This window comes from Bradyrhizobium sp. USDA 4503, assembly GCF_054055815.1.
This window is the reverse complement of record NZ_JBSRXS010000001.1, coordinates 5,012,310-5,031,135: the sequence shown is the minus strand read 5'-3', so window position 1 is coordinate 5,031,135 and position 18,826 is coordinate 5,012,310. Positions and strand designations below refer to the sequence as shown.

The 18,826-nt window shown below is 65.7% G+C and carries 14 protein-coding genes and 1 pseudogene; 11 read left to right on the top strand and 4 right to left on the bottom strand.

What is annotated here, in order from left to right:
* Positions 1-41 precede the first annotated feature (41 nt).
* Positions 42-998 carry a TRAP transporter substrate-binding protein gene (locus ACVMIH_RS24225; protein WP_456863581.1) on the bottom strand — a complete coding sequence of 319 codons (957 nt, stop codon included), beginning with the start codon at positions 996-998 and terminating at the stop codon, positions 42-44.
* A gap of 216 nt (positions 999-1,214) precedes the next feature.
* Here ACVMIH_RS24225 and ugpB point away from each other — a divergent pair, with 216 nt between their 5' ends.
* Positions 1,215-2,534 carry a sn-glycerol-3-phosphate ABC transporter substrate-binding protein UgpB gene (gene ugpB / locus ACVMIH_RS24220; RefSeq protein ID WP_456863578.1) on the top strand — a complete coding sequence of 440 codons (1,320 nt, stop codon included), beginning with the start codon at positions 1,215-1,217 and terminating at the stop codon, positions 2,532-2,534.
* Between the two features lie 158 nt (positions 2,535-2,692).
* On the opposite strand, the gene ACVMIH_RS24215 is transcribed toward ugpB, so the two are convergent.
* Entirely contained in the window at positions 2,693-3,856 is a 1,164-nt protein-coding gene (locus ACVMIH_RS24215) for an IS4 family transposase (protein ID WP_057015126.1), read from the bottom strand.
* 330 nt (positions 3,857-4,186) lie between these two features.
* Between ACVMIH_RS24215 and ACVMIH_RS24210 the strand changes: the two genes are divergently transcribed.
* From ACVMIH_RS24210 to ACVMIH_RS24170, 9 genes and pseudogenes are all read left to right on the top strand, one after another.
* A complete protein-coding gene (locus ACVMIH_RS24210; RefSeq protein WP_456863575.1) occupies positions 4,187-5,155 on the top strand; it encodes an aminoglycoside phosphotransferase family protein in 969 nt (322 codons plus the stop codon).
* Between the two features lie 245 nt (positions 5,156-5,400).
* Positions 5,401-7,023, top strand: a complete 1,623-nt coding sequence (locus tag ACVMIH_RS24205) for an ABC transporter substrate-binding protein (RefSeq protein WP_456863572.1) — start codon at positions 5,401-5,403, stop codon at positions 7,021-7,023.
* A 7-nt stretch (positions 7,024-7,030) separates the two neighbouring features.
* Positions 7,031-8,045: pseudogene (locus ACVMIH_RS24200) on the top strand (ABC transporter permease).
* A 3-nt stretch (positions 8,046-8,048) separates the two neighbouring features.
* Entirely contained in the window at positions 8,049-8,948 is a 900-nt protein-coding gene (locus tag ACVMIH_RS24195) for an ABC transporter permease (protein WP_253588692.1), read from the top strand.
* Positions 8,949-9,248: 300 nt separating this feature from the next.
* Positions 9,249-11,075: a dipeptide ABC transporter ATP-binding protein gene (locus ACVMIH_RS24190; RefSeq protein ID WP_456863569.1), complete on the top strand. Its 1,827-nt coding sequence runs from the start codon at positions 9,249-9,251 to the stop codon at positions 11,073-11,075.
* Positions 11,076-11,170: 95 nt separating this feature from the next.
* A complete protein-coding gene (locus ACVMIH_RS24185) occupies positions 11,171-11,350 on the top strand; it encodes a DUF4089 domain-containing protein (protein WP_018269566.1) in 180 nt (59 codons plus the stop codon).
* Positions 11,351-11,357: 7 nt separating this feature from the next.
* On the top strand, positions 11,358-12,755 hold the full coding sequence (locus ACVMIH_RS24180) for an AtzE family amidohydrolase (RefSeq protein WP_229189673.1): 1,398 nt from the start codon (positions 11,358-11,360) through the stop codon (positions 12,753-12,755).
* A 1-nt stretch (position 12,756) separates the two neighbouring features.
* On the top strand, positions 12,757-13,149 hold the full coding sequence (hpxZ, locus tag ACVMIH_RS24175) for an oxalurate catabolism protein HpxZ (protein ID WP_168859043.1): 393 nt from the start codon (positions 12,757-12,759) through the stop codon (positions 13,147-13,149).
* Positions 13,150-13,162: 13 nt separating this feature from the next.
* Positions 13,163-13,882: a GntR family transcriptional regulator gene (locus ACVMIH_RS24170; RefSeq protein WP_057019483.1), complete on the top strand. Its 720-nt coding sequence runs from the start codon at positions 13,163-13,165 to the stop codon at positions 13,880-13,882.
* Between the two features lie 56 nt (positions 13,883-13,938).
* Here ACVMIH_RS24170 and atzF read toward each other — a convergent pair whose 3' ends face one another.
* Both atzF and ACVMIH_RS24160 read right to left on the bottom strand, forming a co-directional pair.
* Positions 13,939-15,768 (bottom strand): allophanate hydrolase, encoded by a 1,830-nt coding sequence (gene atzF, locus ACVMIH_RS24165; protein ID WP_456863566.1) that lies wholly within the window; start codon positions 15,766-15,768, stop codon positions 13,939-13,941.
* Positions 15,769-15,963: 195 nt separating this feature from the next.
* Entirely contained in the window at positions 15,964-16,494 is a 531-nt protein-coding gene (locus tag ACVMIH_RS24160) for a MarR family winged helix-turn-helix transcriptional regulator (protein WP_057019481.1), read from the bottom strand.
* A 155-nt stretch (positions 16,495-16,649) separates the two neighbouring features.
* On the opposite strand from ACVMIH_RS24160, the gene ACVMIH_RS24155 reads away from it, so the two are divergent.
* Entirely contained in the window at positions 16,650-18,515 is a 1,866-nt protein-coding gene (locus ACVMIH_RS24155) for a feruloyl-CoA synthase (protein WP_456863561.1), read from the top strand.
* The last annotated feature ends 311 nt before the right edge of the window (positions 18,516-18,826 follow it).

The window sequence follows — 18,826 nt, the reverse complement described above, 5'->3', positions numbered from 1 at the left end:
GTCGCTTCGTCCCGTCCTGCTCTGGTGCGTCCAAGATCCGGTTACTCCATGTTGCGGATGCGTTCGATCAGCGCTGATACCGCAGGATCGCGCTCGGCCTTGGCGTAGATGCCGGCCATTGCAGCTTCGAACGGCTTGCGGTCGATGTCGGTCACGATCTTGACGCCGGCGAACTCCGCCTGCTGGCGCGAGCGCTCCTCGAGCTCGCGCCACCTCTCGCGCATGTAGGCGCTGGAGCGTTGCGCGGCCTCGCGGAAGATCGTTTGCTCCTCCGGCGAGAGGCTGGCCCAGGCCTTTTGCGACATCAGCAGCACGTCCGGACTGAAAGTGTGCCGGGTCAGCGTGTAGTAGCCGGCATATTTGTAGTGGCCGGTGGTGACGAAGGACGCCCAGTTGTTCTCGGCGCCGTCGATCAGCCCGGTGGCGAATCCGGTCAGCACCTGGCCGTAGGGCATCTGGACCGGCTGGGCGCCGAGCGCACGCACCATGTCCGACATCCGTTCGGATTGCTGCACGCGCACCCGCAGTCCCTTGAGGTCGTCGAGCGAACGCACCGGGCGCACGCTGTTGTAGATCGAGCGGGCGCCGGAATCGTAGAAGGCCAGCCCTATGAAGCCGTGATCCCCGAGACTGTTCAGGATCTCGCTGCCGATCGGTCCATCCAGCACGGTTTGCAGGTGTTCGGGCGATCGAAACAGGAACGGCATTGCCAGCACGTTGACCGACGGCACCATTGTCCCGATCAGCGCGACATTGGTCCGGTTCAAATCGATGGCGCCGGCCCGGGTCTGCTCCAGCGTCTCCTTCTCCTCACCGAGCTGGCGGGAATGGAAGACCACGATGCGGTGCCGGCCGGCGGTGCGTTCGGCGATCAGGCGGTCCATGTAATTCAGCGCCTGGACGGTCGGATAGTCCTCATTCTGGGTATCGGCGGTCCGGAATTCGCGCGCAAAAGCGCTCGCCGGGACCGCTGCCCATGACAGCGCGACGGCAAGCATCGTTATCCGCGAAAGGCCGGCGCGGCGGTACACAGGCTACTATTCCCCTTGTGAATTGTGTCCTGGGCGGGAAGAAAAGGTTCAACGCATTTTTAGCAGAATGGCGCTGGTTCGCCATCGGCCAAACGTTAAATCCGCGGTGCAACCTGCGGTGTCGGTTGAATCTGCGGTTGTGGCGCCTTATGAGGGCGTGTTGGCATCCGGGAACGGCTCGTCGTGAAGTTCGCTTTGAAGCTCCTGTACCTCGTCGTCGCGGCTCTTCTGCTTGTGTCGCCGGCGCGGGCGGCCACCGAAATCATGTGGTGGCACGCGATGTCGGGCGAGCTCGGCAAGCAGCTCGAGAAGCTTGCCGCCGATTTTAACGCCTCGCAATCCGACTACCGGATCGTGCCCGCCTACAAGGGCAACTATACCGAGACCGTCACCGCGGCGATCTTCGCCTTCCGATCGCGCAGCCAGCCGGCGATCGTTCAGGTCAACGAGATCGCGACCGCAACCATGATGGCGGCCCGCGGCGCGATCTATCCGGTGTTCGAGCTGATGCGCGATCAGTCCGAGGCGTTCGCGCCGTCGGCCTATCTGCCCGCGGTGGCCGGCTACTATGCCGATGTCGACGGCAACATGCTGTCGTTCCCATTCAATGCCTCGACGCCGATCCTCTACTACAACAAGGATATGTTCCGGTCCGCCGGGCTCGATCCGAGTGTGCCGCCGAGGACCTGGCCGGAGCTCGGCGTCGCGGCCAAGCGGCTGCGCGCGGCGGGCGCGATGTGCGGACTGACCACGTCGTGGCCGTCCTGGATCAATGTCGAGAACTTCTCCGCCTTCCACAATCTGCCGATCGCGACCAAGGCCAACGGGTTTTCCGGGCTCGACGCCCAGCTGATCTTCAACAATCCGCTGGTGGTTCGCCACATCGCGCAGCTCGCGCAGTGGCAGGCCGACAAGGCCTTCGACTATAGCGGCCGCGGGCAGGCGGCCGAGCCGCGCTTCCAGAAAGGGGAGTGCGGCATCTTCATCGGCTCGTCGGGCACGCGCGCCGACATCAAGGCCAATTCCAAATTCGAGGTCGGCTACGGCATGATGCCGTACGAACCCGACGTGCAGGGCGCGCCGCAGAACTCGATCATCGGCGGCGCGACGCTGTGGGTGCTGCGCGACCGGCCGCGCGCGGAGTACGCCGGCGTGGCGAAGTTCTTCGCCTATCTGTCGCGGCCGGAGGTGCAGGCCACCTGGCACCAGAACACGGGCTACCTGCCGATCACCCGCGCCGCATTCGATCTCACCCGCGCGCAGGGTTTCTACGATCGCAATCCCGGCGCCTCGATCTCGATCGAGGAGGTGACGCTGAAGCCGCCGACCGACAATTCGAAGGGCATCCGCCTCGGCTCGTTCGTCCTGATCCGCGACGTGATCGAGGAGGAACTCGAGCAGGTGTTCGCCGGCAAGCGTTCGGCGCAAGCCGCGATGGACAACGCCGTCGAGCGCGGCAACCGCCTCTTGCGCCAGTTCGAGCGCGCCAATCCGGATAGGTGATGAGGTTATGCGTTGCCTTAACCTCCCCTTGAAGAGGGGAGGTCGCTTTGCTCGCCAGAGCAAAGCGGGTGGGGATCTTCTCTCACCACTTGCAGCGTCGCTTGCGGCTGACCCCCATCCCGACCTTCCCCCTTTCAGGCAGGGGTGTCCGGGGAAATTCAGGCATAGCGGAGCTCCATCTGGTCAGGTGAGATGGTTGATTTCCGACGGCTGGGGTTGATGGGCGGAGGTTTGTCGATGGCAGCGAGGGATCGACGCGTGAGCAGGAGCTGGCCGACGAGTTCGGCGAACCTGAGCGGGAGCATTTTGATGCAGTTGGTGTGAGCGGCGATGCGCAGCAGCAGGTAGGCAATCATCGCAGCGAGCACCTGAAGGCGGATCGCGTTGTCGTTGGCGCCGAGGAACTTGCGAATATCGAGATGCTGCTTGATCCAGCGGAACAGCAGCTCGATTTGCCATCGGCTCTTGTAGAGGGCGGCGATCTCGACGGCGCTACGGGCAAGGTCGTTGGTCAGGAGTGTGATCTTGCCGCCTTTCTCGCGTCTGATCTTGATGCGGCGGAGCGGGATTGGAAGGCGCGAATCGCCCTTGCTGGTGAGCTTCACCTCGTCATCGGCAAGGATTTCGAAGCCATCCCCGTTACGCTTGCGGATGGCGCGATGCCTGAGCGAGCGAAGACGGATGCTCGTCTTCGCCCGGGTAACGAAGAAAGCCTTGCTATCATTGATCTTCTGCCACCAGTCGAAACGGCAATAGCCCTTGTCAAACACATAGGTGGTGGCGGGCTGGATTGGGGTCTGTCGGCCGATCTCGATGTCATTGACGTTCGCGGCCGTCATCTCGACGCAGGTCGGGACATCGCTCCTTGGGTCGTAGACGACATGCAGCTTCATGCCGCGGATGCGGCCGTTCCACGTCGCCCAACTGCAGACCTTGCCGAGCGGGATCGGACTGGCGTCGATCAGACGCACCATCTCCATGCCTTCACTCCGCAGCTGGCGACGCGCCATCGCCGACAGCGCCGCAAAGGTTTGCGCGAAAATGCCGATCGGACGGCGGGCATTGGCATCGGACAACGTCGAGCGCGACAGCTTGCCGGTTCCCAAGTGATAGTGATGCTGCGAATTGGCGTTGAAGCCAGTCACTACCCCGCGCAGACTGCTGTTGCCGCTAAGCTGGGCATAGATCAGCGCCACCAGATGATCCCAGCTCCTGAACGACTTGTCGTAGGCATCCCCGTCCAGACGATCCACAACCGTCTGAAACTGCCGTCGATTGATCGGTTCAAGCAGCCTTCCAAAAATGCTACCGCGATATCGCATGCTCGGCCCTCTGTGTCTCGACAACCAGAAAAGACCGATTTGCCTCGGTCCTGCCGAGCATGCACCGCGACACAGTGAATCATTCCCCGGACACCCCTGCCTGAAAGGGGGAAGGAGAAGACGGCTGTGTAGCCCGGATGAAGCGAAGCGAAATCCGGGGCCGGTCTTTCAGGCGGCACAGAATCCCGGATTACGCTTCGCTTCATCCGGGCTACGAAATAGCTTCCCGTCATTGCGAGGAGCGAAGCGACGAAGCAATCCATTCGCTGTACAAGCGGTGCCATGGATTGCTTCATCCGGCGGCGCTTCGCGCCGACCGGGTGGCTCGCAATGACGGCCCGAGAGATGATCGCTTCCCTTCCACTCCTCACCAACTACGACAGCTACCGCGCCTGGCGCAGCGACACGTCGCGCTGGTTGCCGGTCGCGCGCGATATTGCTGATGGCCACGGGCTGTCGTGCGTCGCGCCGCATGTGTTCTCGACCGGCACCAATCTGGTTGTCGGGCTGGACGATAACCTGATCCTCAAACTCTTCCCGCCGTTTCTGCGCCCGCAATTCGTGTCCGAGCGCGGCGCGCTTGCCGGGTTGCGCGGACGGCTCGGCATTCCGATTCCCGACCTTGTCGCGGAGGGCGAGCGTGACGGCTGGCCGTACCTCGTCATCACCCGCCTGTCCGGCACCGTCGGCTCGGAGGTCTGGCCATCGCTGTCGGAAGCCGAGCGAGAGCGCGTGCTCGCCGAGATCGGGGCCGTGATTGCGGAGGTGCAGCGCGTGCCGCCCGGCAGCCTGCTTGCGATCGAGCCGCGCTGGGAGGCCTTCATGCGCGGGCAGATCGCGCAGTGCCGGGCGCGGCACCAACGGCTCGGCCTGCCGGCGAAATTGCTCACCTCGCTCGACGATCTGCTGCGCGACGCCACTGAGTTGATCCCGATGAACGCGCCGCCGGTGATCCTGACCGGCGAATACATCCCGGAGAACTTTCTGCTCGGACGCCGGGCCGACGGCTGGCACGTCGCCGGCCTGTTCGACTTCGGCGACGTCCGGGCCGGATGGGGCGAGTACGACCTGCTCGGTCCCAGCGCCTTCATGGCCGCCGGGCATCCGCGCCGGGTGCGCAGCCTGTTCGACGGTTTCGGCATCTCGCGCACTGATGTGACGTTCACGCTGAAGCGGCGGCTGATGGCGCTCTTGATGCTGCACTCTGCCAGCGATCCGCTCCGGCACATCTGCATCGACGGCTGGCCGGACCGGGTCGACGACTTCGTGCAATTGCAGGAGCTGATCTGGCCGGATTAGCGCGCTTCAGCGCGGCCTCTATTGCCGGCCACAAAGCAAGCAGAAGCCGTTTCATGCTCATTTATTGAGCATATAGCCTGTCTTTGTATGCAATTGGCGATCTGAGATTTTGCCCGACCGGGATACCGGCCGACGTTTTACCTCGCTCCGGCAAGGCATTAGCAGGACATAAGATTTCGTTAAGGGTTGGCACAATCCTTGCGATCTGAGTTCCAAGGCCGTTTCCCAAGGCGTTGGAGCATCACATGAAGCGTCGCGATTTCCTCAAATCGGTGTCCGGGCTGGCCGCGGGGGCGCTGGCGCCGACCGCGCCCGCGATCTGGTCGCCGGCCAAGGCCGACGCGCGCTCCGAGACGCTGCTCATCGTCTCCGAAGGCGGTCCCAACAATCTCGATATCCACGGCGTCGGCACCAACGTGCCGGGCTACGAGGTGTCGTGGAATTGCTACGACCGCCTGATCAGCCACGAGATGAAGAGCGGTCCGGGCGGCGTGCCCTATTACGACCGCGACAAGTTCAAGCCCGAGCTCGCCGAGGACTTCAACATCGGCGACATGTCGGTCACCTTCAAGCTGCGCAAGAACGCCAAATTCCATGACGGCACGCCTGTCACGGCGAAGGACGTCAAATGGTCGCTTGATCGCGCCGTCAGCGTCGGCGGCTTTCCGACCTTCCAGATGAGCGCGGGCTCGCTGACCAAGCCCGAGCAGTTCGTGATCGTCGATGACACCACGGTGCGCGTCGACTTCCTCAGGAAGGACAAGCTGACGATCCCCGACCTCGCTGTGATCGTGCCCTGCGTCGTCAACTCCGAACTCGTGAAGAAGAACGCCAGCGAGAAGGATCCGTGGGGCCTCGAATTCACCAAGCAGCAGACCGCGGGCTCCGGCGCCTACAAGGTGACCAAATGGACCGCCGGCACCGAAGTCGTCATGGAACGCAACGACGATTGGGTCTGCGGCCCGCTGCCGAAGATCAAGCGCGTGATCTGGCGCATGGTGCCGCAGGCCGGCAACCGCCGAGCGCTGCTCGAGCGCGGCGATGCCGACATCTCCTATGAGCTGCCGTTCAAGGATTTCCAGGAGATGAAGGCGAACGGCAAGCTCAACGTGGTGTCGCTGCCGTTCTCCAACGGCATCCAGTATATCGGCATGAACGTGACCAAGCCGCCGTTCGACAATCCCAAGGTGCGGCAGGCGATGGCCTACGCGATGCCGTATCAGAAGATCATGGATGCGGTGCTGTTCGGTCTCGCCAACCCGATGTTCGGCGCGGCCAAGGACAAGCCGACCGAGGTCGCCTGGCCGCAGCCGACCAAGTATTTTACCGACGTGGAGAAGGCCAAGGCGCTGCTCGCGGAGGCCGGCTACGCCAACGGTTTCGAGACCACGATCTCGTTCGACCTGAATTTCGCAGGTGTCAACGAGCCGCTTTGCGTGCTGGTGCAGGAGAGTCTGGCGCAGCTCGGCATCAAGACCACGATCAACAAGGTGCCCGGCGCCAATTGGCGCACCGAGCTCACCAAGAAGGAAATGCCGCTGTTCACCAACGTGTTCTCGGGCTGGCTCGATTACCCCGAGTACTTCTTCTACTGGTGCTATCACGGCAACAATTCGATCTTCAACACGATGAGCTACAAATCGCCCGAGATGGACAAGCTCATCGACGGCGCACGCATTGCCGCCGCGAATGGTGACACCGCGGCCTACGACGCCGACGTCAAGGGTTTCGTCGATCTCGCCTTCGCCGACATCCCGCGCATCCCGCTCTATCAGCCCTTCGTCAACGTCGCGATGCAGAAGAACGTGACGGGCTACCAATACTGGTTCCACCGCCGCCTCGATTATCGCGCGATGGCGAAGGGGTGAGGCGCTCATGCTTGCGATGATCGGCAAGCGGCTGCTGTTCGCGATCCCGTCGCTGATCGGGGTCGTGATCGTGACGTTCCTTTTGACGCGTGCGCTGCCGGGCGATCCCGCGGCGTATTTTGCTGCGCCCCGCGGCCACCAAGGAGGCGGTCGACCAGATCCGGAAGAAGCTCGGTTTCGACAAGCCGCTGATCGAGCAGTTCGTCCGCTACACCAACGATCTCGCCCGTGGTGATCTCGGCACGTCGCTCACCACCGGCCAGCCGGTGGCGGCCGAGCTGCGCAACCGTCTGCCGGCGTCGGCCGAGCTTACCTTGCTCGGCCTTGTCGTCTCCATCGTGATCGCGATCCCGCTCGGCGTGCTGGCGGCGACGCGGCCGGGCTCCTGGATCGACCATCTCTGCCGCGTCACCACCACGGCCGGCGTGTCTCTGCCGGTGTTCTTCACCGGGCTCGTGCTGGTCTATCTGTTCTATTTCCGGCTCGGCTGGTCGCCGGCGCCGCTCGGCCGGCTCGACGTGTTCGCTAGCGCGCCGCCGACGGTCACGGGCTTCTATCTCATCGACACGCTGATCGCGCGGGACTTCGAGGCGTTTCGTTCTGCGCTCAGCCAATTGATCCTGCCGGCGGTGACGCTCGCGATCTTCTCGCTGGCGCCGATCGCGCGGATGACGCGCGCCTCGATGCTGGCGGTGCTGGCGTCCGACTTCGTCCGCACCACGCGCGCCAGCGGCTTGTCGCCCGGCAAGGTGATCGTCACTTACGCCTTCCGCAACGCGATGCTGCCGGTCATCACCACGCTCAGCATGGTGTTCTCGTTCCTGTTGGGCGCCAATGTGCTGGTGGAAAAGGTGTTCGCCTGGCCCGGCATCGGCTCCTACGCGGTCGAGGCGCTGATCGCATCCGACTTCGCGCCGGTGCAGGGCTTCGTGCTGACCATGGCGGTCATGTACGTGCTGCTCAATCTGGTGATCGACATCCTCTACGGCGTGATCGATCCCCGCGTCAGGCTGGAGGGCTAGAGCATGAGCACCGTAGCTCCAACCGTCGAACCCGCAGGACCCGCCCGCACGTCGGGGCTTGCCGCTGCTTTTGAGCAGACCCGCTACGTCTTGAGCGAAAACAAGGTCACCGGCTTTGCCTTCGCGCTGCTGGTCCTGATCCTGTTTGCCGCGCTGTTCGGGCCCTACGTGGTGCCGTACGACCCGCTCGCCTCCGACACCGCGGCTGCATTGAAGCCGCCGTCGGCCGCGCACTGGTTCGGCACCGATCAGCTCGGCCGCGACATCTTCAGCCGCGTCATCGTCGCGACGCGGCTCGACACCTTCATCGCGGTCGCCTCCGTGGTGCTGGTGTTCCTGATGGGCGGGCTGGCCGGCATCGCCGCCGGCTATTTCGGCGGCTGGACCGACCGCATCGTCGGCCGCATCGCCGACACCATCATGGCGTTTCCGCTGTTCGTGCTGGCGATGGGCATCGTCGCGGCGCTCGGCAACACCGTGCAGAACATCATCATCGCCACCGCCATCGTGAACTTCCCGCTTTATGCCCGTGTCGCACGCGCCGAGGCCAATGTCCGCCGCAACGCCGGCTTCGTGCAGGCGGCGCGACTGTCCGGCAATGGCGAATACCGCATCCTGCTCGGGCACATCCTGCCCAACATCATGCCGATCATGATCGTGCAGATGTCGCTGACCATGGGCTATGCGATCCTCAACGCCGCGGGCCTGTCCTTCATCGGGCTCGGCGTCCGGCCGCCGACCGCGGAGTGGGGCATCATGGTCGCCGAGGGCGCAGGCTTCATGGTGTCGGGCGAGTGGTGGATCGCGCTGTTCCCGGGCCTCGCGCTGATGATCGCGGTGTTCTGCTTCAACCTGCTCGGCGACGGCCTGCGCGACATCGTCGACCCGCAGCGGAGGACGTGATGATGTGGACCTGGCTAACGCATGCGCGCTTTCTTCGCCTCTCCCCGCGTGCGGGGAGAGGCCGGGCCGCGTTAGCGGACCGGGTGAGGGGGGCGCTCCGCGCACTCCTCAGCCAGTTGTACGTGCCGATAGATGCCCCTCACCCCAACCCTCTCCCCGCAAGAGCGGGGCGAGGGGGCGCACTGGACAGGCGGAGAACATGATGCCTGTCCCGGTCCGGTGCCGTGCTACCGCTCCGCTCCTTTGCATGGGGTTGTTTTGCGGATTTTTGGATGACGCACCCTGTGAGGAGAGGTGCGCATGACCGCCCAGCCGCTGCTCGACGTCGGCGACCTCACGGTCGAGTTCACCACCCGCCGCGGCATCGTCAAGGCGGTGCAGCACGTCAACATATCCGTCGGCAAGGGCGAGACCGTCGGCATCGTCGGCGAGTCCGGCTCCGGCAAGTCGGTGACGTCCTATGCCGTGATGCGCATCCTCGATCGCGCCGGCCGGATCGCCGAGGGCTCGGTGATGTTCTCCGGTATCGACGTCAAGTCGGCCTCGGAGAGCCAGATGCGCGATCTGCGCGGCCGCGAAGTCTCGATGATCTTCCAGAATCCGCGCGCCGCGCTCAATCCGATCCGCAAGGTCGGTCACCAGATCGAGGACGTGCTGCGCCAGCATGTGCAGCAGGCGCAGGTCACCGATCGCGGCGAGAAGGCGGTCGAGGCGCTGGAGCAGGTCAAGATCGCGCGCGCACGCGAGCGCTACCACGCCTATCCGTTCGAGCTGTCCGGCGGCATGTGCCAGCGCGTGGTCATCGCGCTGGCGCTGGCCTGCAATCCGCAGCTTCTGATCGCCGACGAGCCGACCACCGGCCTCGACGTCACCACCCAGAAGGCGGTGATGGACCTGATCGTCGAGCTGACCCGGCGCCGGGCGATGTCGACGATCCTGATCACGCATGATCTCGGCCTCGCCGCCGCCTATTGCGACCGCGTCGTGGTGATGGAGAAGGGCCGTGTGGTCGAGACCGCCAAGTCGGCGGACATCTTCGCCGCGCCCCGGCATGCCTACACCAGGAAGCTGATGCGCGCGACGCCGCGGCTCGGGGTGTCGCTCCGGGATCTGTTGCCGGAGGAGGATTCGCTTGCCTCTCCCCGCGTGCGGGGAGAGGCCGACACGCTCGGCAGCGCACTCGCGCGCCAGAGCGTGGCGGGTGAGGGGAACCCTCCACGGGCCGTGCCTGCGGATGCGGCCCCTCACCCCAACCCTCTCCCCGTAAAGAACGGGGAGAGGGGGCGGATGGAGCCTCTCCTGTCAGTCGAAAAGCTCGTCAAGGAATACCCGCGCCAGGGCGCGGGCGGGATGCTGGCAAAGTTGTTCGGGCGCAAGCCGCCGGTCGAGGAAGACACCTTCCGTGCGGTCGACGGTATCAGCTTCTCGATCGATCATGGCGAGAGCGTCGGGCTGGTCGGCGAATCCGGCTGCGGCAAGTCGACGACGTCGATGATGGTGATGCGGCTGCTGGACCAGACCTCCGGCCGCATCATGTTCGACGGCGAGGACATCGGCGGCATCACGCCGCAGTCGTTCGCGCGGCTGCCGCGGCGCAGCCAGATCCAGATGGTGTTCCAGGATCCGACCGACAGCCTCAACCCGCGCTTCACCGCGGCGCGCGCCATCGCGGATCCGATCATGCAGCTCGGCGACATCCGCGGGCGCGACGCGCTCCGCACCCGCTGCGAGGAGCTCGCGCGGCTGGTCGGCCTGCCGGTCAATCTGCTGGATCGCTTCCCGCACCAGCTCTCCGGCGGCCAGAAGGCCCGCGTCGGCATCGCGCGTGCCATCGCGCTGCACCCGAAGCTCGTCATCCTCGACGAGCCGACCGCGGCACTTGATGTCTCGGTGCAGGCGGTGGTGCTCAATTTGCTGCAGGACCTCAAGCAGTCGATGGGCATGAGCTATTTGTTCGTGTCGCACGACCTCAATGTCGTGCGCCTGCTGTGCGATCGCGTCATCGTGATGCGCGCCGGTCGCATCGTGGAGCAGGGCACATCCGAACACGTCTTGGGCAATCCGCAGGATGCCTATACAAGGGAGCTGCTGACGGCGATCCCGCATCCGCCGCTGCCGGTGTCTTGACGCATGATCCGGAAGAGTGGGGGCCGGTTTTCCTCGCGACAAACGCGGAACGCGTTTGCGCGGAGATCATGCGCAAAATCGTTATTGGGAGCGAAATGACCGATCATCTCGACGACTATATGAACGCCGTCGCCCGCGCGATGGCGTTGCCGCTGGAGGACGCCTGGCGTCCGGCGGTGCGCGCCAATCTCGACGTCTCGCTGCGACTGGCGCGGCTGGTCGATGACTTCCCGCTGCCGGACGACGTCGTGTCGGCCGCCGTCTATTCGACCTGAGACCCCGATGTCCGAAACTCCCGTTCCCATGTCGGCCGCCGAGATCGCGCAGGCCGTATCGAGCCGCAAGATCACGGCTCTTGCCGCGACCGAGGCTGCGCTGGCGCGGATCGCAGCGCATGACAAGGTCCTCAATGCCTTCACCGACGTCACCGCCGATCGCGCGCGCGCCAGGGCCAGCGCGGTCGATGCCGCGATCGCCGCCGGTCAACCGGTCGGCCCGCTCGCCGGCGTGCCGTTCGCGGTCAAGAACCTGTTCGATGTGCAGGGCCTTCCGACCCGCGCCGGCTCGAAGATCAACCGCGACCTGCCGCCGTCGCCGCGCGATGCGACGCTGATCGAGCGGATGGAAGCGGCCGGTGCGGTGCTGGTCGGCGCGCTCAACATGGGCGAATACGCCTACGACTTCACCGGCGAGAATGTGCATGACGGCCCGTCGCGCAATCCGCATGATCCGGCGCGAATGACCGGCGGCTCCTCCGGCGGCTCCGGCAGCGCCGTCGGCGGCGCGCTGGTGCCGATCGCGCTCGGCTCCGATACCAACGGCTCGATCCGCGTGCCGTCGTCGTTCTGCGGCACGTTCGGCCTGAAGCCGACCTATGGCCGGCTGTCGCGCGCGCGGTCCTATCCGTTCGTCGCCAGCCTCGATCATCTCGGCCCGCTGGCGCGCAGCGTGAAGGATCTCGCGCTCGCCTACGACGCCATGCAGGGGCCTGATGCCGATGATCCGGCCTGCATTGTGCAGTCGGTCGAGCCGACCGTGCCGTTGCTTGCCAACGATATTGGCGGGTTGCGGGTTGCGATCGCCGGCGGCTATTTCCAGCAGAATCTGTTTCCGGAGGCGGCAGAGGCGGTCGCGCGTGTCGCGAAGGCGCTCGGTGCCGCGCGGACCGTGGAGCTTCCCGAAGCGGCGCGCGCTCGCGCCGCGGCCTACATCATCACCACCACCGAGGGTGCCGCGCTGCATCTCGATCGGCTGCGCAAGCGTCCCAACGATTTCGATCCGGCGGTGCGCGACCGTCTCATTGCGGGCGCGATGATCCCGGCGGTCTATGTCGACAAGGCGCAGAAATTCCGCCGCTGGTATCGCGCGAAGGTGATGGAGCTGTTCCAGTCGGTCGACGTGATCCTGGCGCCGGCGACGCCGTGCACCGCGCCGAAGATCGGTCAGGCCAGTTTCACGCTCGACGGCGTCGAGCTTCCGGTGCGCGCCAATATCGGCATCCACACCCAGCCGATCTCCTTCATCGGTCTGCCGGTGGTCGCCGTGCCGGTGCCGCTTGAGCCGCTGCCGATCGGCGTGCAGATCATCGCGGCGCCCTGGCGCGAGGACGTCGCGCTGCGGGTCGCCTATGCGCTGGAACAGATGGGCGTTGCGGCCGCGCCGGCGCCGAGAGGACTCTGATATGGAAATCGATATTCCCGACGTCGTCGCCGAGGTCACCGCGCAGTTCCAGCGATATGAGAGAGCGCTGGTCTCGAACGATGTTGCGGTGCTCGACGAGCTGTTCCGCGACGACCGCCGCACGCTGCGTTACGGCATTGGCGAGAACCTCTATGGCTATGCCGAGATCATGGCGTTTCGCGCCGGACGCTCGCCGGTCGGGCTGATGCGCAAGATCGAGCGGACCGTGATCACGACCTATGGCCGCGACACCGCGATCGCCTCGACGCTGTTCTACCGGGACAGCGCGCCGGGCAGAGTGGGGCGGCAGATGCAGACGTGGATTCGCTTCCCCGAGGGCTGGAGAATCGTCGCCGCCCATGTCAGCGTCATCGACGAACCCAAAGGTGCTTGAAGGGCGCTTGAGGATGAGTCTGGAAGATCTGCCGCAGGGCGCAGAATCCGAGATGACGGTGCGCCGCATCGATCGGCCGTCGTCGCTGGTCGACAAGGTCACCCGTGCCGAAGAGCTGCGGCTGCAACTCGCCGACGAGATCGTGCGTGGCACGCTGCCGCCGGGGGCCGGGCTCGATGAAACCGACCTTGCGCGGCGCTTCAACGTCTCGCGCACCCCGGTGCGCGAAGCGCTGCGGCAGCTTGCCGCCAGCGGCCTGATCGATGCCCGAGCGCATCGCGGCGCCGTGGTGGCGCGGCCCTCGCTTGAACGGCTCACCGGCATGTTCGAGGCGATGGCCGAGCTGGAGGCGATCTGTGCCGGCCTCGCCGCCGAGCGGATGACGGCGGCGGAGCGCCACGCGCTGGAAGCGATCCACGAGGAGTTGCGGGTGCTGAGCTACACCGGCAATCCCGAGCGCTTCCATGAGGTCAATGAGCGCTTCCACAACGCGATCTATGCCGGGTCGCAGAACGCCTACATCGCCGAGATCACCTTGGCGACGCGGGTGCGCGTGCAGCCGTTCCGCCGCGCCCAGTTCCGCAACCTCGGCCGTCTGGCAAAATCCCACGCCGAGCACGACCGCGTCGTCGTCGCCATCATGCGCGGCGACAAGACAGGCGCCGCCGCGGCGATGCGCGCCCATATCGAGCAGGTGCGCGGGGAGTACGAGACCTACGCGGTGTCGGTGTAGCTTCTCCTTAGCTCTCCCCCGAGAGAGCGGGGCGAGGGAGTGCGCCGCCGGAGCGGCTAGGCTTTCGCCCTCTCCGCCATGAATGCGCGCCAGCCGCCATAGGCGGAAATGTCCTTCGCGCCCTGGATCGCGGCGGGCTCGACGATGAAGCCCTTGGCCTGCCGTCCGTCGGCGAGCCTGATCGTACCGATCGACAGCGGCGGCGGGATCGCGGCGACGAACGTTCCGAATGCTGCCGGTGACATCGCCCACAGTTCGAGCTTGATCGCTGCGCCGGCATCGGCCTCGATGCGCAGCATGCCGGGCTTCGGCGGCGTGGTGTCGAGCGCGTAGAGCCTGTAGTCCGGTGCGGTGACCGCCTCTTCCAGCAGGCGCGCATCGAGCGTCGTCAGCTCGTGGTTCAGCGCCATGCCGGAGAGATGCGCACCGACCACCGCGATGGTGATGTCGTCGGAGCCGGCCTGCGTCGGCGCGGCGGTGAGCGGCGGCTGCGGAAGTGAATTGGCGCCGAGTGTAAGTCCGGTGTCGGCGTGAAACACGCGGCCGATGCCGGCAAGCTCGGCGTCGCGGCCGGCGCGCGCGAGCAGCGTGATGCCGAACGGCGCGCCGTCGGGCCGCATCGCTGCCGGCAGCGCCAGGCCGCACATATCGAGCAGGTTGACGAAATTGGTGTAGGTGCCGAGCCGCGAGTTCAGCTCGATCGGATTGGCGAGCACGTCAGCGGTAGAATACACGGTCGGGGCGGTCGGCAGCACGATCGCATCGAGTTGCGCAAGGCTGCGCTCGGCGATGCGGCGCAGCGCCTCGAGGCGGTACAGCGCCGAGAAGGTGTCCGCAGCGGTGGGGCGCGATCCGCCGACGGTGATCTCGCGCGTCACCGGATGGACCGCCTCGGGCGACGACGCGAGCAGGTCGCGGATCACGAGATACCGTTCCGCCACCCACGGGCCCTCATAGAGCAGCCGCGCGGTCTCGTAGAACGGCGCGAGGTCGAACTCGACGAGGTTGGCGCCGAGCGCCTGCCAGCGCTTGCACGCCTCGCCATAGGCCTCCTCGGCCTCGCGATCGCCGAAGAATTTCAACTGGCCGGTTTGGGGAATGCCGAGCTTCAGCTTGGCCGGAAAGCTCGCCAGCGGGGCCAGCGCCCGGTCGCGCGAATACGGATCGGACTTATCGGCCCCGGACATGACGGCGAGCGCGGCCAGCGCGTCGTCGACGGTGAGCGAGAAGATCGAGACGCAGTCGAGCGTGCGGCAGGCCGGCACGACGCCGGTGGTCGAGATCAGCCCAAGGCTCGGCTTGAGCCCGACGATGTTGTTGAGCATCGCCGGGACGCGGCCGCTGCCCGCGGTGTCGGTGCCAAGCGACAGCGGCACCAGGCCTGCGGATACCGCGACGGCGGAGCCCGAGCTCGATCCGCCCGGCACTAGATCGCCGCGCACCGGGTTCCTGGGAATGCCGTAGGGCGAGCGCACGCCGACCAGGCCGGTGGCGAACTGGTCGAGATTGGTCTTGCCGATGATGACGGCGCCGGCCGCGCGCAGTTTCGCGACCACGGTGGAATCCTGCTCAGGCAGATAGGAGAACGCCGGGCAGGCGGCGGTGGTCGGCAGGCCCGCGACGTCGATATTGTCCTTCACCGCGACCGGCACGCCGTAAAGCGGCAACGTCGGATCGGCGAGCCGCTCGGCCTCGGCAAGCGCATCCTTCTCGTCGCGCAGGCTGATGAAGATGGCGGGGTCGTTGTGCTCGCGGATGCGCTGGTAGCTGCGCGCCACGGTTTGGGCCGGCGTCATGGTCCCGGCGCGGTGCGCGGCGACGATCGCGGCGAGAGTTTCAGTCACGTGCTTGGCCTCATCTCGTGAGCGGGAGGCGTCGGACGCCATCCGCAAGGGAATTGCAGCCTGATCGAAGCAAGCAATGTGCCATTGTGTACAATTCGCCCGCGTCCGCCGCGAGACGGATTATTGCACAATATCAGTTGCTTGAAATACTCGTCGGGAAGGGACGCAGGCCGCTATGAGAGAGTATCTGCCCAATTTAAAGGCAAATCCGGTCAAAGCCGAAATCTCGTCGCGAGGTCAGGTGAAACAGGCGAGGATCTGCAGCAGCTGTTTGCGATTTTCCTTGCCGATCTTCTCGGCGACATGCCGCTCGTGCTCGGCGGCGAGCCGCTTGAACTGCGCCAGCGCGGTCTTGCCGCGCGCGGTCAGATGCAGCGCATGGGAGCGGCGGTCTGTCGCGGAGGGGACGCGGCTGACGAAGTCGCGGTCTTCCAGGCTGTCGAGCAGATGCACCAGCCGCGCGCGCTCGATCCCGAGCCGCTTTGCCACCGCCATCTGACTGAGGCCCGGATTGGCCCCGATCACGGTCATCACCGAATACTGGGTTGGGCGGATATCGACCGTCGCCAGCGTCTTGATGAAGTCCTGAAAGATCCAGAGCTGGAAGCGGCGCACCGCATAGCCGGCGTGACCGACCAGCGCGTCGAGGCCGATGTTGTCGCCGGCGTCGCCGTTGGGCGCCCCGCCATTTGCTCCATGCGACCTGGGGCGGCGGATCGCCGCTGCCGTTCCTGCCGCCTTGCGCGATGTCTTTTGCTGGCTCGCCATGAGTTCAGGCTAGCGCGCCCAAGGCGAGAGGGAAAGATTGTTGTTGACGACAACAATTGATGTCCGCAACATTATCACCAAAGAGCCCGGCCAGGACCGCGGCGCCGCACCATGTTGCGGCGCGATCCCGCAAAGACACGGGCGAGGAGGAAACCATGACGATGGCCGCCGCCGGCGGAGACAATCCGAGCAGCCTGTTCGCGACGCCCGCGATCGTTGCGGTCAGCCGCGACGACGGCAGCATCCTGGTCCGCTCCACCACGCCGCTGAAGCAAGGCGCCCGCTGCGTCGGCGACTGGCTGGAGCATTGGGCGCAGCAGGCGCCGGATCGCATCTTTCTCGGCGAGCGCGCCAATGCCGATGCGCCCTGGAGCACCGTCAGCTATCGCGACGCGCTCGGCATCGTGCGGCGGGCCGCATCGTGGGTGCTAGCGCGAGGGCTGAGCACGGAACGTCCGCTCGTCATCCTCTCCGACAACGGCATCGATCACGCGTTGTTCGCGCTCGCCGCGCAGCATGTCGGCGTGCCCTCGGCCGCGATCTCGCCGGCCTATTCCTTGATGTCGAAAGACTTCGACAAGCTGAAGAGCATGATCGAGCTGCTCGACCCCGGCGCGATCTACGTCGCAAGCACAAGGCCGTTCGCGGCGGCGCTTGCCGCAATCAAGCCGCTGCATCGCGCAACCATCGTCAGCGGCAATCCGGACGACGCCGACGCATTGTCGTTCCGTACCGTCGCTGCCACGCCGGAAGCGCCCGGGGTCGCCAAGGCGTTCGCGGCGGTGACGGCGGACACGATCGCAAAATTCCTGTTCACCTCGGGCTCGACGGGCACGCCGAAGGCCGTGATCAACACCCAGCGCATGCTGACCTCGAGCCAGCAAGCCAAGGCGCAGACCTGGACGTTCCTGGAGCAAGCGGGCGAGGAACTGGTGATCCTGGACTGGCTGCCGTGGAGCCACACCTTCGGCGCCAACCACAACTTCAACCTGGTGCTGCGCAACGGCGGCACGCTCTATATCGACGGCGGCAAGCCGGCGCCCGGGCTGTTCGCGACCTCGCTGGCCAACCTGCGCAGCGTGGTGCCGACGGTCTATTTCAACGTGCCGCGCGGCTTCGACATGCTGATCGCGGCGCTGCGCACCGACGACGAACTGCGCAGAAAATTCTTCGAGGGCACCAAATTCGCCTTCTATGCCGGCGCGGCGCTGCCGCAGAATCTGTGGGACGCGCTGGAGGACTTGTCGTTGCGGACGGTCGGCCGCCGGCTGCCGATGGTGTCGGCCTGGGGTTCGACCGAGACCTCGCCGCTCGCGACCGATTGCCACTTCCTGGCCAAGCGCTCCAGCAATATCGGCGTGCCGATCCCCGGCACCGAGCTCAAGCTGGTGCCGTCGGGCGACAAGCTCGAGGTTCGCGTGCGCGGGCCCAACGTCACGCCGGGCTACTGGAAGGCGCCCGAGCTCACCGCTGAGGCCTTCGATGACGAGGGCTTCTACAGGATCGGCGACGCCGTCACCTTCGCCGATTCCGCACGGCCCGATCTCGGCCTGTTCTTCGACGGCCGCGTGGCGGAGGATTTCAAGCTCAATTCCGGCACCTGGGTCAGCGTCGGCACCTTGCGCGTCGCCGGCATCGCGGCGCTGGCGCCGCTCGCGCAGGACATCGTCGTCACCGGCCACGGCCGCGACGAGGTGCGCTTCCTGGTGTTTCCGAACCTCGCCGCCTGCCGTTCGCTGGCAGGACTGCCCGAGAGCGCCGATGCGCGGGAGGTGATCGGCCATCCGGCGGTCCGTTCCGCGATCGGGCAGGGGCTGGCGACGCTGAAGGCGCAAGGCGGCCATTCCTCCGGCCATGCCACCCGCGCGCTGCTGCTGGCCGAGCCCGCCTCGGTCGACGGCGGGGAGATCACCGACAAGGGCTACATCAACCAGCGCGCCGTGCTGACGCGCCGCGCCGCAGCAGTGGCGGTATTGGAGGACGACGGGTCGGGTGAGGCGATCCCCTGCGCGGGCTTGTGAGCGATTTGTGCTTCTGACGCGCCAGCAGCGCGCCGCGTACACTGCCGTCGTCCCTGCGGAAGCATGGACCCATATTCCGCTGCTGATATTGTGAACAAAGTTCGTCGTTCCGCCGACATGCGATAATCAGCATTTGTGGTTATGGGTCCCGGCTCGGAGGCCGGGACGACACCGCGTTTGTGGCACGGATCATCCAAGTTTCAGCTGTCCAACCCGCCAGGTCCCCGCTGCTTCCACTTGCCGCGCTGCACGCGGCAGCGTTTTTAGTTGCCATAGCAACTAAGCTGTGCGAGGTTCCGCACCCATAGGGA

Coding starts and splice junctions, on each gene's coding strand:
- ACVMIH_RS24170 (WP_057019483.1), top strand. CDS start 13,163: ATGAGTCTGGAAGATCTGCCGCAGGGCGCAGAATCCGAGATGACGGTG.
- ACVMIH_RS24185 (WP_018269566.1), top strand. CDS start 11,171: ATGACCGATCATCTCGACGACTATATGAACGCCGTCGCCCGCGCGATG.
- ACVMIH_RS24205 (WP_456863572.1), top strand. CDS start 5,401: ATGAAGCGTCGCGATTTCCTCAAATCGGTGTCCGGGCTGGCCGCGGGG.
- ACVMIH_RS24155 (WP_456863561.1), top strand. CDS start 16,650: ATGACGATGGCCGCCGCCGGCGGAGACAATCCGAGCAGCCTGTTCGCG.
- ACVMIH_RS24160 (WP_057019481.1), bottom strand. CDS start 16,494: ATGGCGAGCCAGCAAAAGACATCGCGCAAGGCGGCAGGAACGGCAGCG.
- ACVMIH_RS24215 (WP_057015126.1), bottom strand. CDS start 3,856: ATGCGATATCGCGGTAGCATTTTTGGAAGGCTGCTTGAACCGATCAAT.
- ACVMIH_RS24195 (WP_253588692.1), top strand. CDS start 8,049: ATGAGCACCGTAGCTCCAACCGTCGAACCCGCAGGACCCGCCCGCACG.
- ACVMIH_RS24210 (WP_456863575.1), top strand. CDS start 4,187: ATGACGGCCCGAGAGATGATCGCTTCCCTTCCACTCCTCACCAACTAC.
- atzF (WP_456863566.1), bottom strand. CDS start 15,768: ATGGCGTCCGACGCCTCCCGCTCACGAGATGAGGCCAAGCACGTGACT.
- ACVMIH_RS24190 (WP_456863569.1), top strand. CDS start 9,249: ATGACCGCCCAGCCGCTGCTCGACGTCGGCGACCTCACGGTCGAGTTC.
- ACVMIH_RS24180 (WP_229189673.1), top strand. CDS start 11,358: ATGTCCGAAACTCCCGTTCCCATGTCGGCCGCCGAGATCGCGCAGGCC.
- hpxZ (WP_168859043.1), top strand. CDS start 12,757: ATGGAAATCGATATTCCCGACGTCGTCGCCGAGGTCACCGCGCAGTTC.
- ACVMIH_RS24225 (WP_456863581.1), bottom strand. CDS start 998: ATGCTTGCCGTCGCGCTGTCATGGGCAGCGGTCCCGGCGAGCGCTTTT.